General features: G+C 60.6%; 16 protein-coding genes. 3 read left to right on the forward strand and 13 right to left on the reverse strand.

All coding sequences use genetic code 11. The annotated features are described in order from the left end of the window. Positions 1-283 precede the first annotated feature (283 nt). The 3 genes from NKH63_RS27860 to NKH63_RS27870 all read right to left on the reverse strand — a co-directional run bounded on the left by NKH63_RS27860 (position 284) and on the right by NKH63_RS27870 (position 3,301). Complete coding sequence (locus tag NKH63_RS27860) at positions 284-1,669, reverse strand: hypothetical protein (protein WP_352493866.1); 1,386 nt, start codon at positions 1,667-1,669, stop codon at positions 284-286. Positions 1,670-1,877: 208 nt separating this feature from the next. Further along, positions 1,878-2,402 carry a GNAT family N-acetyltransferase gene (locus NKH63_RS27865; RefSeq protein ID WP_023716519.1) on the reverse strand — a complete coding sequence of 175 codons (525 nt, stop codon included), beginning with the start codon at positions 2,400-2,402 and terminating at the stop codon, positions 1,878-1,880. A gap of 74 nt (positions 2,403-2,476) precedes the next feature. Further along, positions 2,477-3,301, reverse strand: a complete 825-nt coding sequence (locus NKH63_RS27870) for a hypothetical protein (protein WP_352547379.1) — start codon at positions 3,299-3,301, stop codon at positions 2,477-2,479. A 204-nt stretch (positions 3,302-3,505) separates the two neighbouring features. Between NKH63_RS27870 and NKH63_RS27875 the strand changes: the two genes are divergently transcribed. Continuing rightward, on the forward strand, positions 3,506-4,921 hold the full coding sequence (locus NKH63_RS27875; protein WP_352919689.1) for an adenylate/guanylate cyclase domain-containing protein: 1,416 nt from the start codon (positions 3,506-3,508) through the stop codon (positions 4,919-4,921). A gap of 52 nt (positions 4,922-4,973) precedes the next feature. Here the strand turns inward: NKH63_RS27875 and NKH63_RS27880 are convergent, their stop codons facing one another. The 8 genes from NKH63_RS27880 to NKH63_RS27915 all read right to left on the reverse strand — a co-directional run bounded on the left by NKH63_RS27880 (position 4,974) and on the right by NKH63_RS27915 (position 15,793). Continuing rightward, positions 4,974-5,453 carry a class I SAM-dependent methyltransferase gene (locus NKH63_RS27880; RefSeq protein WP_352919692.1) on the reverse strand — a complete coding sequence of 160 codons (480 nt, stop codon included), beginning with the start codon at positions 5,451-5,453 and terminating at the stop codon, positions 4,974-4,976. 202 nt (positions 5,454-5,655) lie between these two features. Beyond that, on the reverse strand, positions 5,656-6,837 hold the full coding sequence (locus tag NKH63_RS27885) for an ABC transporter permease (RefSeq protein WP_352482321.1): 1,182 nt from the start codon (positions 6,835-6,837) through the stop codon (positions 5,656-5,658). Continuing rightward, the gene (locus NKH63_RS27890) at positions 6,834-7,832 is read right to left on the reverse strand and encodes an ABC transporter permease (protein WP_023716523.1); all 999 of its coding nucleotides are present in this window, start codon (positions 7,830-7,832) and stop codon (positions 6,834-6,836) included. Before NKH63_RS27890 ends, NKH63_RS27885 begins: the two co-directional genes overlap by 4 nt. A gap of 2 nt (positions 7,833-7,834) precedes the next feature. Further along, positions 7,835-9,733 carry an ABC transporter substrate-binding protein gene (locus NKH63_RS27895; protein WP_352919695.1) on the reverse strand — a complete coding sequence of 633 codons (1,899 nt, stop codon included), beginning with the start codon at positions 9,731-9,733 and terminating at the stop codon, positions 7,835-7,837. Beyond that, positions 9,730-11,625 (reverse strand): ABC transporter ATP-binding protein, encoded by a 1,896-nt coding sequence (locus NKH63_RS27900; RefSeq protein WP_352919698.1) that lies wholly within the window; start codon positions 11,623-11,625, stop codon positions 9,730-9,732. The genes NKH63_RS27895 and NKH63_RS27900 overlap by 4 nt, the downstream gene beginning before the upstream one ends. A gap of 164 nt (positions 11,626-11,789) precedes the next feature. Then, the gene (locus tag NKH63_RS27905) at positions 11,790-13,130 is read right to left on the reverse strand and encodes an adenylate/guanylate cyclase domain-containing protein (RefSeq protein WP_023716526.1); all 1,341 of its coding nucleotides are present in this window, start codon (positions 13,128-13,130) and stop codon (positions 11,790-11,792) included. A gap of 51 nt (positions 13,131-13,181) precedes the next feature. Next, positions 13,182-14,525 (reverse strand): nucleotide sugar dehydrogenase, encoded by a 1,344-nt coding sequence (locus NKH63_RS27910; RefSeq protein WP_031193288.1) that lies wholly within the window; start codon positions 14,523-14,525, stop codon positions 13,182-13,184. A 107-nt stretch (positions 14,526-14,632) separates the two neighbouring features. Further along, the gene (locus NKH63_RS27915) at positions 14,633-15,793 is read right to left on the reverse strand and encodes a DUF3095 domain-containing protein (RefSeq protein WP_352590503.1); all 1,161 of its coding nucleotides are present in this window, start codon (positions 15,791-15,793) and stop codon (positions 14,633-14,635) included. Between the two features lie 92 nt (positions 15,794-15,885). Between NKH63_RS27915 and NKH63_RS27920 the strand changes: the two genes are divergently transcribed. Continuing rightward, positions 15,886-16,974, forward strand: coding sequence for a glycosyltransferase family 4 protein (locus NKH63_RS27920; protein WP_352590464.1), 1,089 nt, complete (start codon positions 15,886-15,888; stop codon positions 16,972-16,974). Beyond that, complete coding sequence (locus NKH63_RS27925; RefSeq protein WP_352919701.1) at positions 16,971-17,747, forward strand: polysaccharide deacetylase family protein; 777 nt, start codon at positions 16,971-16,973, stop codon at positions 17,745-17,747. The genes NKH63_RS27920 and NKH63_RS27925 overlap by 4 nt, the downstream gene beginning before the upstream one ends. A gap of 90 nt (positions 17,748-17,837) precedes the next feature. Here NKH63_RS27925 and NKH63_RS27930 read toward each other — a convergent pair whose 3' ends face one another. Beyond that, positions 17,838-18,692: an MBL fold metallo-hydrolase gene (locus NKH63_RS27930; RefSeq protein ID WP_352482314.1), complete on the reverse strand. Its 855-nt coding sequence runs from the start codon at positions 18,690-18,692 to the stop codon at positions 17,838-17,840. A gap of 122 nt (positions 18,693-18,814) precedes the next feature. Then, a complete protein-coding gene (locus tag NKH63_RS27935) occupies positions 18,815-19,264 on the reverse strand; it encodes a cyclic nucleotide-binding domain-containing protein (protein ID WP_254023581.1) in 450 nt (149 codons plus the stop codon). Positions 19,265-19,280 lie beyond the last annotated feature (16 nt).

Below are 19,280 nucleotides of genomic sequence, written 5' to 3' on the forward strand. Positions count from 1 at the left end.
AGCATGATAGAGCAGTCATTGCCGATTTCGAACTCGCTGTGGACGGGTTCCGCAAGGCCGGTGTCGTGCAATGACAGGTGAGGCCATGTCAGGTCAGGCCTTGAACTGCAGACGGCTCTCAGGCAAGCCATATGACTGTCGAGGCGGAAGCCGTCGTCGAAATCCCAAAACGCATCAGCGTCAAGGAAAGCGGCCGGACCAGACGCCAGAGGCTCACCGATAGTCGCCGTCGCTTGCGGTTGCTCACCAGAAAATCAACCTGAAATAAGGCTTGAAGTGAGGCTCAGGTCGGCTTGATCTCTGCCCGGCCGATCTTGCGCCATCGGGCGTTTTCGCGAACCAGTTTCAGGTCGTCGGTCGTCTCGGCAAATGTCCGCAAACGGTATTGTCGGAGCAGGTCCGGGAAGAGCGCCCCTTCCGGCAGGCCGGCAAGCTGCTCCCGGACCGAGATCTTTTCATCGATGACCCGCATGCCCCAGGCATTTTCCCGAACCTGCAGCTCAGCGGCCAGATCGCGCTCTTCCGGCGCGTTTTCGTCTAGCACGGCCAGAAGGATCGAGTGGAAAAGCGCTACATAGCCAATCTGTCTCAGGCCGCCCACGACCCGCACGCGCGGCAATATGGCAAGGACGAGGAACGTCAGGAACAAGTTCGGCAGCAGCACGCCGTCCAGCAGCCCCTGCTTGAGATGCAGCCGCTCGAACGGGATTAAAAGACCATGCGGCCTGTCAGGCTCGATCAGGTGCCCGTTCTCGAGGACGAGCTTGCGCACGCGCTCCTCGCGGATGCCCCAGAAATAGTCCGTGGCATTGGGCAGGAATCTGCCAAACGGGCTCGATGCGGCCTCTTGCAAGGCATGTTCGAGACGCTGGCGTCTTGCGGGTTCAATGAGCAGCCTGGAAAGAAGGCTGCCGTCATGTTCTAGATGCCGTGCCATGGCAGCCGCGGCGAGCCGATCATCGATGAAAACCGGCAGGGCCATGCCGGCACGATCCCAATTGGCGACCAGATCCTCGTTGAGGGCTGTCAGCGCATCGGCGGCGGTTCCAAACACCTTGTCCTGGCTGGCAAGCAGTGTGCCCAGCCAGCGGCTGGCATCCGTTTCATCGCCCACCGCCTCAAGCGCGCGCTTGTTGAGGGAAACGGGACCGGCCACGCAGGCGCTTTTGCGGCACAGTTTGTGGCGCCCGATGCCAAACAGGTTGACCTTGTCGTCGCCGACATCGAGCCATCCCGGCCCCTCCCGGCCAATTGTCTCCATGGTCATCGTCGTTCCCATGAAGCCGAAGAAGGCCGACAGCCCGTTTTCGACCGCGCCGAGCCAGGCAAGCAGGAGGGCATCGAAGGTGATCCGGTCCATCAGAAGCAGGCAGTGCAGGCCGGACTGAATCACCGGTCTGTACTCGAACTCGTCGAGGGTCTTGCCGATCTCGTCAGGCTGCATCATCACACCAAGGCGCTGATGCAAGACTTCGCGCAGGATCGATCGGGCAGCGATCGCCGGGGCCGATGCAGGCCTTGCCACCGGCCGCCACAGATGGCGGGCGTAATCGGAAACCGGTGCATTCCAGTTCTGCTCGATGTCGCGCACGACCTCCGGGCAGAGCAGCGACAGCACAGCCAGAATTTCCACCGGAGGCGTAGGCGTTGGGTCAAGGACGGCGGTCATTGGTCCCGTCTAGCCGCTTGCGGTGCAAACGCCAAGGGAGACCAGACTTGCTGGATGCGGCCGGCCCACACATAGATCGTCAACTCGATCAAGATGGTGTGAGCCGAAATGACCGTCTCCTACGGAGTTCTCCATAAGCAACCGCCTGTTCGCCGACTCGGCACGAATTGTTAGGTTGGCTAAACAGTTAAGGCCAAACCAGCGGATCTTAAAACCGCAGGCGGGCCATGCTCAGGAGGTCGTGGTACTGCCCGTCGGTAAAGCCGGCCTTCACATGCCGGCCTTCGACCTCAAAGCCGTGGCTTTTGTAGAGACGGAGGGCGGGTTCGTTGTCGGCATAGACGGTCAATTCGACCCGCTTCAGGGCGCGCCAGTTGTCGGCTACGTCAAGCAGCGCGCCAAGTATGGCGGAGCCGATACCTTTGCCGACAAAGGCATCGTCAAGGCCGATATTGATCTCGCCGATATGCGAACGGCGCGGCGAACCCTGCACGACCAGGCTGCCATGGCCGACGACCTTGCCGTCCAGCTCGGCAACGATCCAGGTGGTTTCCTGGCCGGACTTGGCGATACGCCGCGCCACCTGCTCCACCATCTCGAAAGGCATCCTGAGCGTGCCCCAGCGGAAGCCCGGCATGTTGAAGATAGCGCAAAGCGCCTCCGCATCGCTTGGCCGGACGGACCGGAGCTGCGGCTGGATTTTCTCGGAGGGTGGCGAGGTCGTGCTGGTCATGGCGTTCCCGGCGAAGGCAATCGGCCCGGTACGATGCACCGGACGTCACCTGAAAATCCAGCCGTCTCTGCAACCTATGATGCCGATTGCGAGCTAAAATACCGGGAGGCGGCGTAGAGTTTGAAGACGCCGCTGATGCCGATCCAGCCGAAAAGGACGAGCCAGCACAATGTCCCGGTCGCTGTCCAGTCGATCCGGTGCACCGCAGCGTCGGTGATGGCGACGCCGAGGATGGCAAGCAGGCCAACCAGAAACTGCGCCAAGCCGAGCACCAGCAGTTCCTCGCGCGGCGCGCTTCTCCAGACCAGATATATACCGCCCGCACCGGCGAGGAAGACGGCGCTGTAGACCTGAGCGTGGAAGGCATCGATCGGCCATGGCCAGATGCCACTGAATGTCAGGGGAAACAGCAACAGGCCGACGCCATAGAGCCCAAGGATCGCGGATTCCGCCGGCATGTAGCCGCGCCATGCGGGATTTAAGGTCACGCCTTTTGCAGAAGGACGGGCCCTGGCCCGCCACAGGAACAGCCCGGATACCGCGACCGAAGCAAGATAGACCAAAAACCACAGCCAGGGCGCTTTGCGCTCGAAGTTGAAATAACCGAGATTGATGAACGAAGCCACCGACACGATGACGGTGAAGATGAAGGCCATGACGAGCACGAGCCTGCCGGGCGACCAGCGATTCCAGACCAGCAGCGCCGCCATCACGACCATTTCGGCGGTGTAGAAGCCACCGAGGAAGCGCGCATTGAACGGCGTGACGGCCCAAGGCCAGCCCGGTTTGACCAGAACAGGCACGAAAAACAGGCCGGCGCCTACGATCAGGACGATGATGACCACCGCAGAGAAAAGGCGCAGGGCCGCGGGAAATGGCGGGTTGTTGGATGTCGGCATGGGAGAAAATCCCAAAGATGAATGCTCCATGGACCATCATAGTGCTGCTTGCGGCCGGTTAAAATCCGCCGAATGGAAATTGAACGGTCACCAGGCTTCTCCATTCGAATGGCCGTACGGTCGGTTTCGAAGTAAGATGGAGCACTCGGACCAAAGACCGGTCCGGTCAAAACGCCTCGGGGCGCATTTTCCGGAACCTGCACGATGAACGAAGCTCAGGATCTGTTCTCGCTTCTGCGACAATCGGCCGATGTCGATCCACAGGCGATCGACGCGATCAAACGAACCATCGCGGAGGGTGAGGACCACGAACTTTGCCGCATCAATGCGCCAGCCTTCGCCAGCAAGCATGGCCTCGACGAGGAGCGCGCCATAAGCGCCTTTCTCCATGCGGCGCGGGTGGGCATCTTCGACATTTCCTGGAATGTTCTGTGCCCCGGCTGTGGCGGCGTGCTCGACACCAACGCCACGCTGAAAACCCTCCAAAAGGACGAATACACCTGCGCGCTGTGCTCCGAGGGCTATTCACCGACCCTGGACGAGATGGTCGAGGTGACATTCACCGTCAGTCCCCGCGTGCGCAGGATTGCCGCCCACAATCCACACGAACTGCCGGTGGCGGAATATTTCCGCCAGATCTACTGGGCGTCCGGCGTCGATCTGCCGGAAGAGGATTTCGCGGAAAAGATGGAAGCTTTCTCGCTGGAGGATATCGAGCTTGCGCCCGGTGAAAAGGCGGTTCTGCCCATACAGCTTCCGTCCGAATTCATCATCGTCTTCGAGCCGGTCACCCACTCAGCGCAGTTCATCGACGGGAAGGGCGAACCAACAAAGGAGCGCCGGAGCCTCTCTTTGATCTTCGACCGCGACCATGTCCAGAGCCAGACGCTGGAGATGCAACCCGGCCCGTTGCGCATTTCGCTGGAAAACAGGACCGACACCCGCGTGCTGCCGACGGTCTTCATAGCCGGCCAGGCATTGCATGATTTCCTGGGTAGACGCCGGCCCTTCCTGACCGCCAAGCGCCTGCTCACCAACCAGACATTCCGCGATCTCTATCGCACGGATACACTCGACATCAACCAGCGCCTGAAGATCACCAGCCTGACGTTCCTGTTCACCGACCTGCGCGGATCGACCGAGCTTTACGAGCGGGTGGGCGACCTTTCAGCCTTCGATCTCGTGCGCGAGCATTTCCAGGTTCTGCACGAGATCGTCACGGCGGAGGCAGGCGCGGTGGTGAAGACGATCGGTGATGCGGTGATGGCGACCTTCGCGACGCCCGATCGTGCGATTGCTGCAGCCCTCAGGATGCGCGATGCCATGCGTACGCTCAACGACAAGAGCGGGCGCGAGGATCTGCTGCTCAAGATCGGAGTCCACGCCGGCCCCTGCATCGCCGTGTCTATGAATGAGCGACAGGACTATTTCGGCCAGACGGTCAACATTGCTTCGCGGGTCCAGAACCTTGCCAACGCACAGGCGATCTTCGCCACTCGGGCGGTGGTCGACGACAATCTCACCGCCGATCTGTTGCACAGGAAGGCGCTGACGCCCGTGCCCCACGAGGTCTCGCTGCGCGGCATTGACCGGGAGATAGCGGTATATACGATCCCCTGAAGACTCGGCCCCTGGAGACTTGGCCCCCGAAAATCTGGCTCGTCCCGGCCCCTCACACGCGCCTATAGATAAAATAACGATCGACGGGCACCGAAGGCGGCGGCGGGAGGCGTTGCAACTGCGGGCGATCGAGCGGCGTGCCGCTGACCGCGATGCCGCCGACGCGAAGCAGGCGCGCGGCTAGATCGGGAAGCCAGGTAGAGGTCACTGCATCGCGATCTTCATAGCCGGTGCCGATGTCGGCATGAACAAGAGCGGCGTCGATGCCAATGAACCTGCTCGCCGTCTCGCGTATTTCGCCGAGCACGAGGTTTTCAGCTTCGGGAATTGAGCTCGCGTGTGCGGCAAGTGCGCGGTCGAACGCTACGATCCGGCGTCCGGGCAGGCGCTCGCGCAGATGGTGGAACGTCCGGCCATTGCCGAGGCCGAGCTCGAGCACGGGCCCCTCCATTTTCGCCACCTCGGCGCAGACATGATCGAGTATGTCGCGCTGTGCGGTCATCCTCCGGATGAAACTGTCGAGGCGACTCATGTGCGATTGTATGTCCTGAACCAGTCCACGAAATCAACTGCCCCCGACCAGAGCGTTTCGCGGCTGAAACCCGACGACGACGTGTTAAACCCAGATCGAGTCTTGCCGAGGCGAACGATGAACATTGCAACAAGCGAACAGGCCGCTGACAAGGACCATACCGGGTCGAGTCGGCGGCACGGCGCGCGGCGGAATAGCGATCTCACTTGTAGGGGTCTGCGGCGTCCCGCAAGCCGTCGCCGAGGAAGTTGAACGCCAAGATGACGAGAATGACGGGGAGCATCGGCAAAAGCAGCCATGGATAGAACGCGATGACGCTGACGCTGCGCGCCTCGGTGAGCAGGATGCCCCAGCTGGTTATCGGCGCCCTCAGGCCGAGCCCGAGGAAGCTCAGCGCCGTCTCGCCCAGGATCATGCCGGGTATGGAGATCGTCGCCGTCGCGATCAGATGCGACATGAAGCCGGGAATGAGATGCCGCCCGATGATGCGGCTGCTTCTGGCGCCCATCAATTGCGCGGCCAGAACGTAATCCTCCTCGCGCAAGGCTAGAAGCTTTGAACGCACGGCCCGCGCCAGTCCGGTCCAGTCGAGCAGCCCGAGGATGACGGTGATGCCGAAATAGATCAGGATCGGACTCCAGGTTATCGGCATGATCGCCGCCAGAGCCAGCCATAGCGGAATGCTGGGGATCGATTGCAGAACTTCGATTATCCGTTGAACGATCAGGTCGAAGATACCGCCGTGATAGCCGGCCAGTCCGCCGATGACAATGCCGAGCAGGAAGCTGAAACTGATGCCGACGAGGCCGATTGTCAGTGAAATGCGTGCACCATAGATGATGCGCGAGAGCACATCGCGCCCCAGCCTGTCAGTGCCCGCCAGAAAGAGCTGGCCGTTTTCGGCAGGACAGACAAAATGCCTGTCACCTTCGATCAGGCCCCAGAACCGGTAACTGTCGCCCTTGCAGAAGAAACGGATCCGCTGAACATCATCCTGTTTCTCGATGTAGTTCCGCTTGAGCGTGTCCATATCCAGCGTCATCTGACGGCCATAGACGAACGGCCCGACGAGCTGGCCGTTGTGGAACAGGTGCACCCGCTGCGGCGGTGAATAGATGTAGTCCATGTTGCGCGTGTGCAGATTGTAGGGCGCCAGGAACTCGCAGATCAGTATCCCGAAATAAAGCGCCGCCAGGAATATGCCGGATATGACGGCAAGCCGGTGCTTCCGGAATTTCCACCACATCAGCCGCAACTGCGACGCCTGAAAGACCTTCGACTGCTCCGGCGTCATCACCTCGACCGACTGCAGGTCAAAGGGCGCGATGGAAACGTAGTGTTGCAGTGGGGCACCCGGAGCGGGCAGCGGCGATTGCGTGTTCATTTGGTGCTGCCGCCTTGCAAACGAATTCGCGGATCAAGTAGCGCCAGCGCCAGGTCGGAAATCAGGACGCCGATGACCGTCAGGAAGGCGAGGAACATCAGGAACGACCCTGCCAGATACATGTCCTGGCTTTGGAGCGCCTTGATCAGCATCGGCCCGGTCGTTTCCAAAGACAGCACGATCGCCGTGATTTCGGCGCCGGAGATGATGGCCGGCAGGATAGAGCCGATGTCTGAAATGAAGAAATTGAGCGCCATGCGCAGCGGATATTTGACCAGCGCCCTGAAGGGATGAAGGCCTTTGGCGCGCGCGGTCACGACATATTGCTTATGTAGCTCATCGAGCAGATTGGCGCGCAGCCGCCGGATCATACTTGCCGTGCCCCCGGTGCCGATGATCAAGACCGGGATCCAGAGATGGGCGAGGATCGACTTCGCCTTGGCCCAGCTCATCGGCTCGCCGAGATATTGCTGGTCCATGAGATGGCCGATGGACGTGCCGAACCAGATGTTGGCGAAATACATCAGGATCAGCGCCAGCATGAAGTTCGGAATGGCAAGGCCGAGAAGGCCGAACAAAGTCAGGCCGTAGTCGCCCCAGCTGTATTGATGCGTGGCGGAGTACATGCCGATCGGAAAGGCTATGAGCCAGGTAAAGATGATCGTGACGAAGGAAACCAGCACGGTCAGCCACATTCGGTCCCCGACGACGTCGCGAACCGGCAGCTCATATTCGAAGGAATAGCCGAAATCGCCGTGCAGCATCCCGCCGACCCAGTAGAAGTAGCGAATGACCGGTGGCTGGTCGAAACCATATTCCTTGCGCATCATCTCGATGCGATCGGAATCCACCGCTTCGCCCTGAGCCCGAAGCTCGGCAACATAGCTGTCGAAATAGTCGCCTGGTGGAAGTTCGATGATCGTGAACACCAGTGCCGATATGACCAGCAGCGTTGGAACCATCACGGCGATGCGCCAGACAAAATATCGAAGCACGCTCAGGACTCTCCAAGCCAGAATGTATCCGGCATGTAGACACCGAAATAGGCGGTCGGGTCGTAGCCGTAGAGCGCCTTGTCAGGCAGATTGCGCAGCCGCGAGGACGCCAGAATCGGCTGATGCGTTCCGTTCACCGTGCCGATCGAAAACACCTGATCGGTATAGATCGACAGCATTGAATTCCAGATTTCGGCGCGCTCCGTGGCTTCGGTCGATGCGTTCCAGCGCTTGAGTAAAGCCATCAACTCGACCACAGGCGGAAGATCGGGCGCTTCACCGACCTTGCCATGAGACAAGTAGTGAGCACCCCAGAGCGGCCATTGCAGCTGGTCGTCGACGGTGGGGGCCAGTTGGTACGGGTTCATGTCGGCGGTCGGTACGCCATTGTCGATGCCCGACCACATCGACATCACGATCTGGCCACCAAGCGCGCGGCTGCGGAAGATGTCGCGCTGCGAAGTCCGGATGAACAGGGCGATGCCGATCTTGCGCCAGTGATCGGTGATGAGCTCGAGCGCGTCGGTTTCCAGCGTGCTTTCGCCGGCCGTTTCCACTACGAGCTGCGCCGGGCGTCCGTCGGGAAGTATCCGCAGGCCGTCATCGTCACGCGCCTGAAGCCCGACCTCGTCGAGCAGGGCATTGGCCTGGTCGGGATCATGGGCGACCCAGGCTTTCGCGAATTCCGGCCGGTAGAGCGGGCTCTCCGGCAGGACCGTATCGGCACTTTCCTGCGCCAATCCGTAGAACACAGCCAAATTGATCTCGCGCCTGTCCACAGCGAGCGAAAGTGCGCGGCGCACTCGCACGTCACGAAAAAGGCCACGCCACACCTGGTCGGCACAATTCAGATTGGGCAGCAGCGCCAGCCGCGAACCCTGTGTGCGTTTCCAGAGATGCATCTTCACAGGGTAGCGCTTCTCCGCGTCTTTCAGGAAGGAGTAATCGCTGAAGTCAATTCCCATACATTGCAGGTCGCTCTCGCCCGCACCGGTCTTGGCGGAGATGATCGCCGACGAGCTGACATTCATGACGATCCGGTCAACATAGGGCAGTTGCCGGCCATTCTCGTCTATTCGATGAAAGAACGGGTTGCGCTCGAAGACGAATTGCTCGGCCGGCGGCTTGGTCCGGTTCTGCCAGGGATCGAGCGTCGGCAGTTCCGGGTTCTCCGGGCGATACTGCCGCGACATGCGGATATGCAGGAGCGTCCATTTCTGGGCCCGATTCTCCTTCATTAGGCCGGCGAGCCGGAATGGATCCTGGTATTTCTTGTGGAACTGCCTGAGATAGGCGGCTGGCAGAACAAGCGATATCGGCGAAGCAGCGGCGAGCTTGGGCAGGAAGTCGGGATTGGGCGCATCCCAACTATAGCGGACCGTCGACGGATCGACGATCTCGAAGCGTGGCGGCTTGCCGTCCGCCAGCAGGGCCGGGGCGAGCCCGCCTTGCGAAAGCTCATCGTTCAGCCAGACATCTTCCCAGCAATAGCGAAAATCCTCCGGCGTCAGCAGGCTACCGTCAGACCATTTATGTCCTTCCCGTATCTTGAAAGTGAAGACACGATCATCCGCTACATCGAAACTTTCGAGAATGTCGGCTTGCAAGTTAAGCTTTTCGTCATAGCCGACCAGGCGAGCGTACCCGTAGATCGTCATCATCCGGATATCTTTCTGGCTGCCGATGATCGTGCGCAGCGTGCCGCCATACTGGCCGGGCTGCCGGCCCATCGCAGCGAGATTCAACGCGCGCGGGCGCTTGGGCAGGCGTTCGGCGAGTGCCGGCAGCGCCCTGGCCTTCAGCTGCGGCTGAAGAAATTCCGGCTCCAGATCGCCGGCGCGCAACGTGCCCGGCAGAAATGCCGAAGCCATGAGCCCAAGGACGGTGCGCCGGCTGATCAATGGCGTAGCTCGCTGACATCGGCCGAACGTCGGGCCAGCACGAGGTGGCCGCCGCCAAGATCGAGCGGCAACAGCATATCCTCGTCGCCCTCGTCGCGGAATTGCGGTCCCCATGCGCTGGTGTCGGAAGCGCCGCTGAGCTTCAGCGTCTTGAAATCCATCGGCCTGTCGAGATCGGGGAAAGGTACTGCGGCGACCAGTGAGCGCGTGTAGGGGTGGATAGGTTTCCTAAGCAGAATTTCGCGCGGCGCGAGCTCGACGATACGCCCGCCGCACATCACCGCGATGCGGTCTGCCATGTAGTCCACCACCGCCAGGTTGTGGGATATGAACAGGTAGGTCAGGCCCAGTTCCTTCTGCAGGTCCTTCAGAAGGTTCAGAATCTGCGCCTGGACAGAGACATCGAGTGCCGAAACCGGCTCGTCGCAGATCAGGAGTTCAGGTCCCAGCGCCAACGCGCGCGCGATGCCGATACGCTGACGCTGCCCGCCGGAGAAACTGTGCGGATAACGCTTTATGAAGCGCGGATCGAGCCCGATTGCCTGCATCAGGCTCTTGACCGTGGCGAGTCGGGACGCGGCATTGCCACGTTGATGGATTTCCAGCGGCTCGCTCAAGATGTTCTCCACCGTCATGCGAGGTGAAAGCGACGAAACCGGGTCCTGGAAGACCATCTGGATTTTCGCGCGCAGCAGGCGCAGGGCGTCTCCCTCGGCTTCCAAGACGTCGATCGGACCATCGCGGCCGTTGAAGATCACAGAGCCGCCGCTAGGGGTGACAGCCCGCATGAGGATCTTGCTGACCGTGGTTTTGCCGGAGCCGCTTTCGCCGACAAGACCCAGGCACTCACCCCGCCTGATATCGAAGCTCACGCCGTCCACGGCGCGAACAGGGGTTTGATGATCTCCGCCGAACCATCCGGACTTGCGGATCGTGAAGGTCTTTGTCAGATCCCTGACCGACAGCAGGATGTCGTCCGGCCCCTTCGATGCCAGCGCCGTCTGCTTGCCGAGCAGGTTCCCGACATTCACCGGCACCTCGCGGAGCGCCTTTAGCCTTTCGCCAGGCTTCAGGTCGAAATGCGGAACGGCTGCCATCAGGCCCTTCAGGTAAGGGTGACCTGGCCGGCGGAATATCGCCTCCACAGGTCCCGCTTCCATGATCTCGCCATGGTACATGACCACCACCTCGTCGGCGACATTGGCGACCACGCCAAGGTCGTGCGTGATCAGCAGCATCGCCATGTTCAGCTTCGTCTGAAGCTCGCGCAGCAATTGCAGGATTTGCGCCTGGATGGTGACGTCCAACGCCGTCGTCGGCTCGTCGGCGATCAACAGGGCGGGCCGGCAGATAAGCGCCATGGCGATCATTGCGCGTTGACGCAATCCTCCCGAAAGTTCAAAGGGATACATGTCATAGGCGCGCTTGGGGTTGGGAAAGCCGACAAGGCCGAGCATTTCCTCGGTCAGCGCCTTGCGCTTCACCCGAGCCATGGGCGTATGAATCTGCAGGGATTCGCTCACCTGATTGCCGATCGTATGCAGCGGCGACAGTGATGTCATCGGCTCCTGAAATATCTTGCCGATGCGGCTGCCTCTCAACGCCCGGATTTCGGGTCCGTCACGCGGCATTTGCAGGATATCCTGCGTCGTGCCGGGCTTTTCAGGATCAGAAAACAGGATACGGCCGCGAACATGGGCTGTGTTCGGCAAAATGCCCATCACTGCCTGGCTGAGAACCGATTTTCCGGAACCGGACTCGCCCACAAGCGCGGTAACCTTGCCGGGCAGGACGCGAAGATTTGCACGCCTGACGGCATGCAACGGTCCCCCTATAATGGCAAAAGAGATGCCAACATCCTCGATCCGCAGCAGATCAACGCTCGAATTCATTCTCACACCAGCCCCACTCTGGCGGCCTGCCGGTCGGCAGGCCCAGAAAGCGAGACTAGCGCATTGCCAGCCTAGAGCAACTTGGATTCGAAACGGTCGCCAGTTCCCCGGCGGAACCGGCGACCGGACTGCATACCAAAGGCGTTCGGATCAGATCGTGACGGTTACTGGAGCTTCCTCGGGTCGCCCGCCGACAGCCGCGCGGCATCGCGATGAAGCAGCATGACCTGCTCGGCGTCCGATATTCGGTCGTAAATCGGCTCCAGCGCACCGTCTTCATCGAGTGCAAGAGCACCCGACAAATCGGGTGAAAGCACCGTCAGCTTCTGCTTGATGCCCGCCAGTTCCTCCTTGCCGAGCGTCAGCCAGTTGTTGGCGCTGCAATAGCCGGCGAAATCTTCGCTGGCGAGAACGCTGTGCGAATATTTCTTGGTCAGGGTCTGAAGGCGCTGGACCTCGTTTACAGCCGAGCCGAAGACAGAGAATGTGAGCCGGTCGGAAAGCCCGACATTGCCGAACATCACATTGCCGACATGCAGGCCGATGCCGAATTTAATGTCGCCCAACCGCTGCTCCTTTCTGCGCAGATTGAGATCCATCATGCGCGCGGTGGCCTTGTGCGCTGCCGCAAGGGCAGCCCGGCAGGCGATCTCGGACTGCGCACGGTGCCTTTCGCAAGGGTAGACAGCAATGAAGCCATCCCCCAGGAAACTCATGATCTGCCCGCCTCTGCGATTGAAAGGTGCAGCAATGGCATCGAAAAACTGGTTCAGCGTATCGATATAGATTTCGCGGCCGGAGGTTTCGGCAAGCCTTGTCGACCCGCGCATATCGGCCATGACCAGTGCAGCCCGGATTGTGTCGCCCTCGCCGCGCTTGATCTGGCCGTCCAGCACCCGCCTGCCGGCGTCGCCGCCGAGATAAGTGGTCATCATGTTGTCGGCGAGCTTGGTGAGCACCGCCATCTTGGTTGCGATAGCGAGATGGTTCTGGATCCGCAGCAGCGCCGAAATCATGTTGTCACTGAAGCCTGCAGCACTGTCGGTGGACCAAGACCCGATCATGCCCTGACTGGTGTTGCCGCTGAAGGGATGGACGAAAGCCATGTAATCGGTGACGCCCATAAGCTTGAGGTCATCGAAAACAGGAAATTCAGACGGCACCGACGGGTCGAGCCGGCGCCGCAGATGGTCGAGTTTGTGGCTGAGCAGATGGTAGTATGGGCTGGTCAGGAATCTGTCGGAAGGAACGCCGTCGTCATGACGGAAGCCTTCTACTTCCAAGCCCTGGCCGCGGAGCCAGGTGAAGCCAAGCGCGTCATAAAGCGGATGAAGCATCGAAAAGCTCAAATGCACCCGCCTCAACGGCAGGCCGGCAGCAGCCAGCCGTTCACAAAAGCCCTTTACCAATGTTTCCAGGTCGTCGCCCGCCAGCGCCGATTGGGTCAGCCAATCAGCAACCTTATCCATGAGAATGGCAGAAATTTCTGCTTGCGCTGTGCTCATGCTATCTCGAAATCTCCTTGATCCGCCACAAATTCGCCGGCTCGGACGCCGTCAGGCCTTCACCACCGTCTCTCGGGTTAGCCCGAGGCGGCCAAAAACATTGCGTGTGTCGACGATCAGAAGAGCGTGATCCGCGATCGCCTGATAGTCAATCGCGTCGTGGTCGGTTGCAACGACGACAGCATCGAAATCCTTCAAGGCCGCCTCGGTCAATTCGACCGAGCGACGCCCCTTGATCGCCATATGCTCCCGTGTGGTCGGGATCTCCGTAACATGCGGATCGTGGAATTCCGCCTTGCCGCCCCATTCCTCGATGAGTTCAATGAGCCGCAATGAGGGGCTTTCGCGGATGTCGGGCACATTCTTCTTATAGGCGAGCCCGATGATGAGAATGCGCGAGCGGCTGAGCGCCTTGCCGCAGCGCCGGTCCAGCGCCTTCGCCAGTTCATCGACCACATGACGCGGCATAGCCGTGTTGATCTCTGCCGCCAGCTCGATGAAGCGGGTCGGCAGTTCATATTCGCGCGCCTTCCACGTCAGGTAGAAGGGATCGATCGGAACGCAGTGGCCGCCAAGTCCGGGGCCGGGATAGAAAGGCATGTAGCCGAAGGGCTTGCTCTTTGCCGCCTCGATCACCTCCCAGATGTCTATGCCCATCGCACCGAGCACGACCTTCAACTCGTTGACCAGGGCTATGTTGACCGAGCGGAAGATGTTTTCCGTCAGCTTGACCGCCTCGGCGGTCGCCGTGGTGGAAACCGGAACAACGGTCTTGACCACGCCCTGGTAGAAAGCCTGAACGAGTGTCGCCGCTTCAATGCCGTCGCCTGCCACGATCTTGGGGATCGTCGCGACTTCAAAGCTTCGGTTGCCGGGATCCTCGCGTTCGGGCGAGAAGCCGAGGAAGAAATCTATCTTCGACCGCAAGCCGGTTTCTTCCAGTATGGGCTTGATCACGTCGTCGGTGGTGCCGGGATAGGTGGTCGATTCCAGCACGATCAGCTGGCCGAGACGCAGATGCTTCGCGATGGTGCCTGCCGTGTTCCTGACAAAGGAGAGGTCCGGCTCACGGTTTTTCGTCAGCGGTGTCGGAACGCAGATGATGATGACATCGCAGACGGCCAGTTCAGCAAAATCCGCAGTGGCGCGGAACCGTCCGCTCGCCACCTGGCCGGCAAGGGCTGTCGAGGTCACCGCCTCGATATAGGATTGGCCGTTGTTCAGGCTCTCGACCTTCTGGGCTTCGACGTCGAAGCCGGAAACCGGGAAGCCGGCGCGTGCGATCGCAACCGCCAGCGGCAGCCCGACATACCCCAGTCCGATCACGCCGACTTGCGCGGCGCGCGTCGAAATCCGGTTCAGAAGACGGTCATATGTCGATCGTGAGGCGTCCAAAAAATCTGCTTTCCCTTAATTCGGACAGACCGTCCGCTTCCATGGCGAGGCTCACTTGGTCCCAAGAACCCCGAGGCATATTGCGGAAAATCGATGTCCGCAAGCTGTCAGACCGGCACCTTCGCCTTCAGGCTTGCTGCAGCCATCGCATAGCCGCCGGCGGCGCCATCGATGAAATGAACGTGATCGCGCTGCAGCGGCGAGGCGACGAGGCATGTCATCAAGGCCGATTTCTGGCGGTGCAGGCCATAGTTGCAGATGCCCGCCTCTTCCGCCTTTTTCAGCCGGTTCTCGATCCGTTGCAACACATCCGCGTCAACGTCGATGGTCATCTTCAAGCCGTCGTCGAACTTCCGGAAATCCGAATTGCTGGCCACGTCGCGTTTGTAGATCTTCGGATCGAATTTGCCGATCGTCCAGCCATATCTATCGGTAACAGCCGTAAGCGTCATCAGGAACACTATCCACAGCTTCGACAGCCATCGCCGTCCTGCCGGCGCCGTGGCGCGCGCCTCGATATCGAGGCCGGCGGGCAGCAAACTGTAGTCCGGTCCGTTCACCGGCACCGGGTGGCCATCGCGTTCCTGCCTGCCGGCAAGGGCGATGATGTCGGAAACCAGAAACTGAAAATCGCGCACGTCGCGCGACGCCCCCGGTATGGCTATGATCGAGACGATTTCGCCATGCCGGGCTTCGATCGGGTTCCAGCGGCACGAGAGGCCGGTCAGATCCGGCCGCGCGCCGGCCGGCGCAGGATCGATGCGGTAGCGCCCCGCTTTCATCTCGGCTTCCGCCCAACTGCCGCCACCGCCGGCGAACATGGCATAGAAGACCGCTTCGGAGGCCTGGAACCTCGCCACGCGAACGTCGAGGCCTTGCGCTCTGATATCCTTTATCGGCACGATTGCGGCACGCAAGGTCAGGTCGAGTTCGTCCGCCACCCATCTCTGGACAGCCGCCAGCGCGTTGCGGGTGATCTCCAGCGCCGAGCCGGGAAATGCCACGAGCGCGCCGTCGCCGCCGAAGACAAAGGGAAGATCTTGCCGACCCAGCGCATTGAGCAGCGCCGAAATGACGCTGGCACCGGCCATATTGACGGTTTTATAGCGCCCAGCCCCGATCGCCTTGGTCGAGCCGACGATGTCGGCGGTGGCCAGCGCCCAGCCATCGGGGAGAGGCCGATAGTTATCGATATCGGCAACGCTTTCGAACTTTGCGAAGACCGGCAGGGAAGCGACAAACGGATCGGACGCGGCAGCTGTTTCCATGAGCATCAGATAGCACATTCCACTGCTTGAAGGTGAAGTCGATCATGCTTCGAAATTGACTTGCGCAGGCTTTCCGATGATAGGGTCCGGCGATGCGAATTGCCTTCTACGCGCCGCTGAAGTCGCCCAATCATCCCGTTGCCTCCGGCGACCGCCAGATGGCACGGATGCTGGTCAAGGCGCTGGAGCATGGAGGGCATAGCGTCGAACTAGCATCCGAATTACGCTTCTATCTACGCGAACCGGATTCGAAAAGTTTCGACGCGCTCAAGATCGAGGCCCGGGAGGAAGCCGCGCGGCTGGCAAGGCTTTGGGATCGTGACGGCAAGCCCGGTCTGTGGTTCACCTATCATCCCTATTACAAGGCGCCCGACCTGATCGGGCCCGAGCTGGCGTTGGCCTTTGGTGTCCCCTATGTGACAGCGGAAGCCTCCTATTCGAGGCGGCGCAACACCGGTTTGTGGGCCGATACGCAAGCGTTGGTGGCGCGAGCCGTCGAACAGGCAGCGCTGAACATCTGCTTCACGCAAAGGGATCGTCAGGGACTGGCAGATGCGATTCCCGACGCCGCTTTCGGCATGCTTTCGCCCTTCATCGACACATCGGTATTCCGGGAAACGCCGGCACGGAGTTGTCCGACGCGCCTCGTTACCGTCGCCATGATGCGCCCGGGCGACAAAGTCGAAAGCTATCGCATGCTGGCGCAAGCGCTCGGTCCGATCGGCCATCTGCCCTGGACCATGTCGGTCGTCGGGGATGGGCCTGCCCGTGACGAGGTCAAAGCGCAATTCGCCGGCTTGCCCGCCGACCGTATCGAATGGCTTGGCGCGATTGAGCCAGCCGCCGTGCCGGATGTCCTCTACAGTGGGGGAATTTACGTCTGGCCGGGTTGCGGCGAGGCCTATGGCGTTGCCTATCTTGAAGCACAGGCCGCCGGCCTTCCGGTGGTGGCTCAGGACATCGCCGGCGTGCCGGAGGTCGTGCGGGATGGCCAGACCGGGTTTCTCACCCCGCCGGGCGATGTGGCGGCGTTCGCTTCTGCCATTGAAAGGCTTCTGGCCCGTAACGACGAAAGAACCATCATGGGCGCGGAAGCCAGACGTTTCATCCTCGAAGAACGTTCCCTCGGTGCTGCAGTGGCGCGGCTGGCCGAACTCCTTGCGAAGATCCCGGTTTCATGACATCCGATCAGATCTGGCAGCCCTTGGTGGAAGAACTGGCGTGCCGGCAACGGGCAAATCGCAAGGCAGAGTTTTGGCTGCGCGACGATGACGCCGTGGATCCGACGCCTGCGCTTGATCGGCTGCTCGACCTCACCGGTGAATTCGCGGTTCCGGTGACTCTGGCCGTCATTCCGGCCCTGACTGATGAGAAGCTTGTCGTCCGGCTTGACGAGGCGCCGCATGCCACGGTCGCCATCCATGGCTGGGCGCACCGAAATCATGCGCCCGAGGACCAGAAAAAGCAGGAGCTCGGCGCGCATCGGCCACGCGAGGCGGTGCTCAATGATCTGGCTCGCGGGCTGTCGCACGTAACCGGCCTGCACGGCGCACGTACCGTTCCGATGCTGGTGCCACCCTGGAACAGGATCGACGCCGGCCTGGTATCCGACCTTGGATCGATAGGATTTGCGGCATTGTCGGTCTATGGGCCGCCGAGGCGTGCTTCACTGGCGGTCATCAACAGCAATGTCGACATCATGGATTGGCATGGCACGCGCGGCTGCCGCGATCACGGCCTATTGGTTCAGGCTATCATCGCGCAATTGCAGCATGCATTCGATGGCGGCGAACCGGTCGGTCTGCTCACCCACCATCTCGTACACGATGAATCGGCCTGGCTTTTCCTCGAACGGCTGTTCGCCGTCACCGCACGGACTGAAGCCTGCGCATGGCTTCCGATCAGGACATTGATCGGGCGCAGCGCCGGTAGAGCAATTCCAGGAAAAGTGTGAACGATTTTCCGTCTGGAATTGCGTCAAAACAAAGAGATAGAGCGCTTCGCCGTTTCTGTGAAACGGTGAAGCGCTCTAGAGGAAAATAGCTCAGCGCTTTTTGCGCAATGAGACTGGAAGTTTGAGCGTCTGGCCATCCCGCGCGGCAAAAGCGCCGGTAAACCTGTCCTTGGCCAGTTTCTCGATCTTGTCCAGTTCCTTGTCGGTGCGTGTCGGATCGTGGTGAAACAGCGCAAGCCCCCGCGCACCGGCCGCCTCACAGAGCTTGACGCCCTGTTGCCATGTCGAGTGCCCGTAACCGCGGCGGCGTTCCATTTCCTCCTCGGTGTAGGTGCAATCGTAAATGACGAGGTCGGCATCTTCGATCAGGCCGAGCACCGTCTGATCGAGTTTGTCCGGCTCGTGCTCAGTGTCTGTGATCACCGCCACGACGCGGCCGCCCCATTCGACCCGGTAGCCTATGCAGCCGCCCGGATGGATAAGACTGCCGGTTCGGACCACCACCCCTTCGCGCGGGCGAAGCACGTCTCCGGATACGAAATCGCGATAGTCGAGGCTTGCCTTGCTGATCTCCAGTTTCACCGGAAACCACGGCGGCCGCATGAACTCATCGATCATCTGCCGGGTGGTCATGTGTCCTGCAAGATGCCCGGACCAAAGCGTAACCTTGGCGCCCCGGTCATAGATCGGCGCAAAAGACGGCAGCCCGATGATGTGATCGTAATGGCAATGGGTGAAAAGCAGGTCGAAATCGGTGACGCCCAACGCCTGAAGCGCCGCGCCGGCAGGCCGTAGGCCAGAGCCTGCGTCGAACAGAAGCGTATGCTTACCGCATCGCATCTCGACGCAGATTGAGTTGCCGCCATAGCGAGAGAATTCTGGCCCTGATACCGAAATGCTGCCGCGGACACCCCAAAACCTGACCAGGAAAACGTTGTCGTCCATGCTACCCCTTCGCCCATCATATCCAAACAACTGCTGCTAGGCGAGACAGGCTTTCTCCGGGTGATCTTCTCAGCGAGAGGACAGTGCCGTCACGACGGCGAGGATCGAGCGCACGTCCTTCGTTATTTGGCGCTTCGTGCGTCGATCAGATCCGCGGTTGTATGGCTTAGGCGATCGGCAAGAACCCGCAATATCTCGATGGTCATTTCCGGGAACTCCCTCATAAGCCTCAGGAAATGATCCTTGCGGATTCTCAGGACTTCCAGCGGACTTGCCGCTCTGACGGTGGCAGTGCGGGAGCTGTTGCACAATATGGCGATCTCGCCAACGATCGAATTTGGCTCCAGTTCGGCAACTTTTATCGGTCCGCTGTCGGAATCGACAAGAATATCCGCCCTGCCTGAAAGGATGACATAGGCGGCGTCTCCCTCGTCGCCCTGCCGGAAAAGGATCTGGCCGGCGCTGTAGCTCACACGATCGGATGTGAACGCAAGCAGCTTGAGCTTTGTCGGCTCGATGGCAGAGAACAAGGGAACGCGTTGCAGCATTCCAACTTCATCCTTGAGCAGCATTGTCGCAAACCTTCCA

The sequence above is a fragment of the Mesorhizobium sp. M0960 genome (genome assembly GCF_040319055.1).
Lineage (GTDB): Bacteria > Pseudomonadota > Alphaproteobacteria > Rhizobiales > Rhizobiaceae > Mesorhizobium.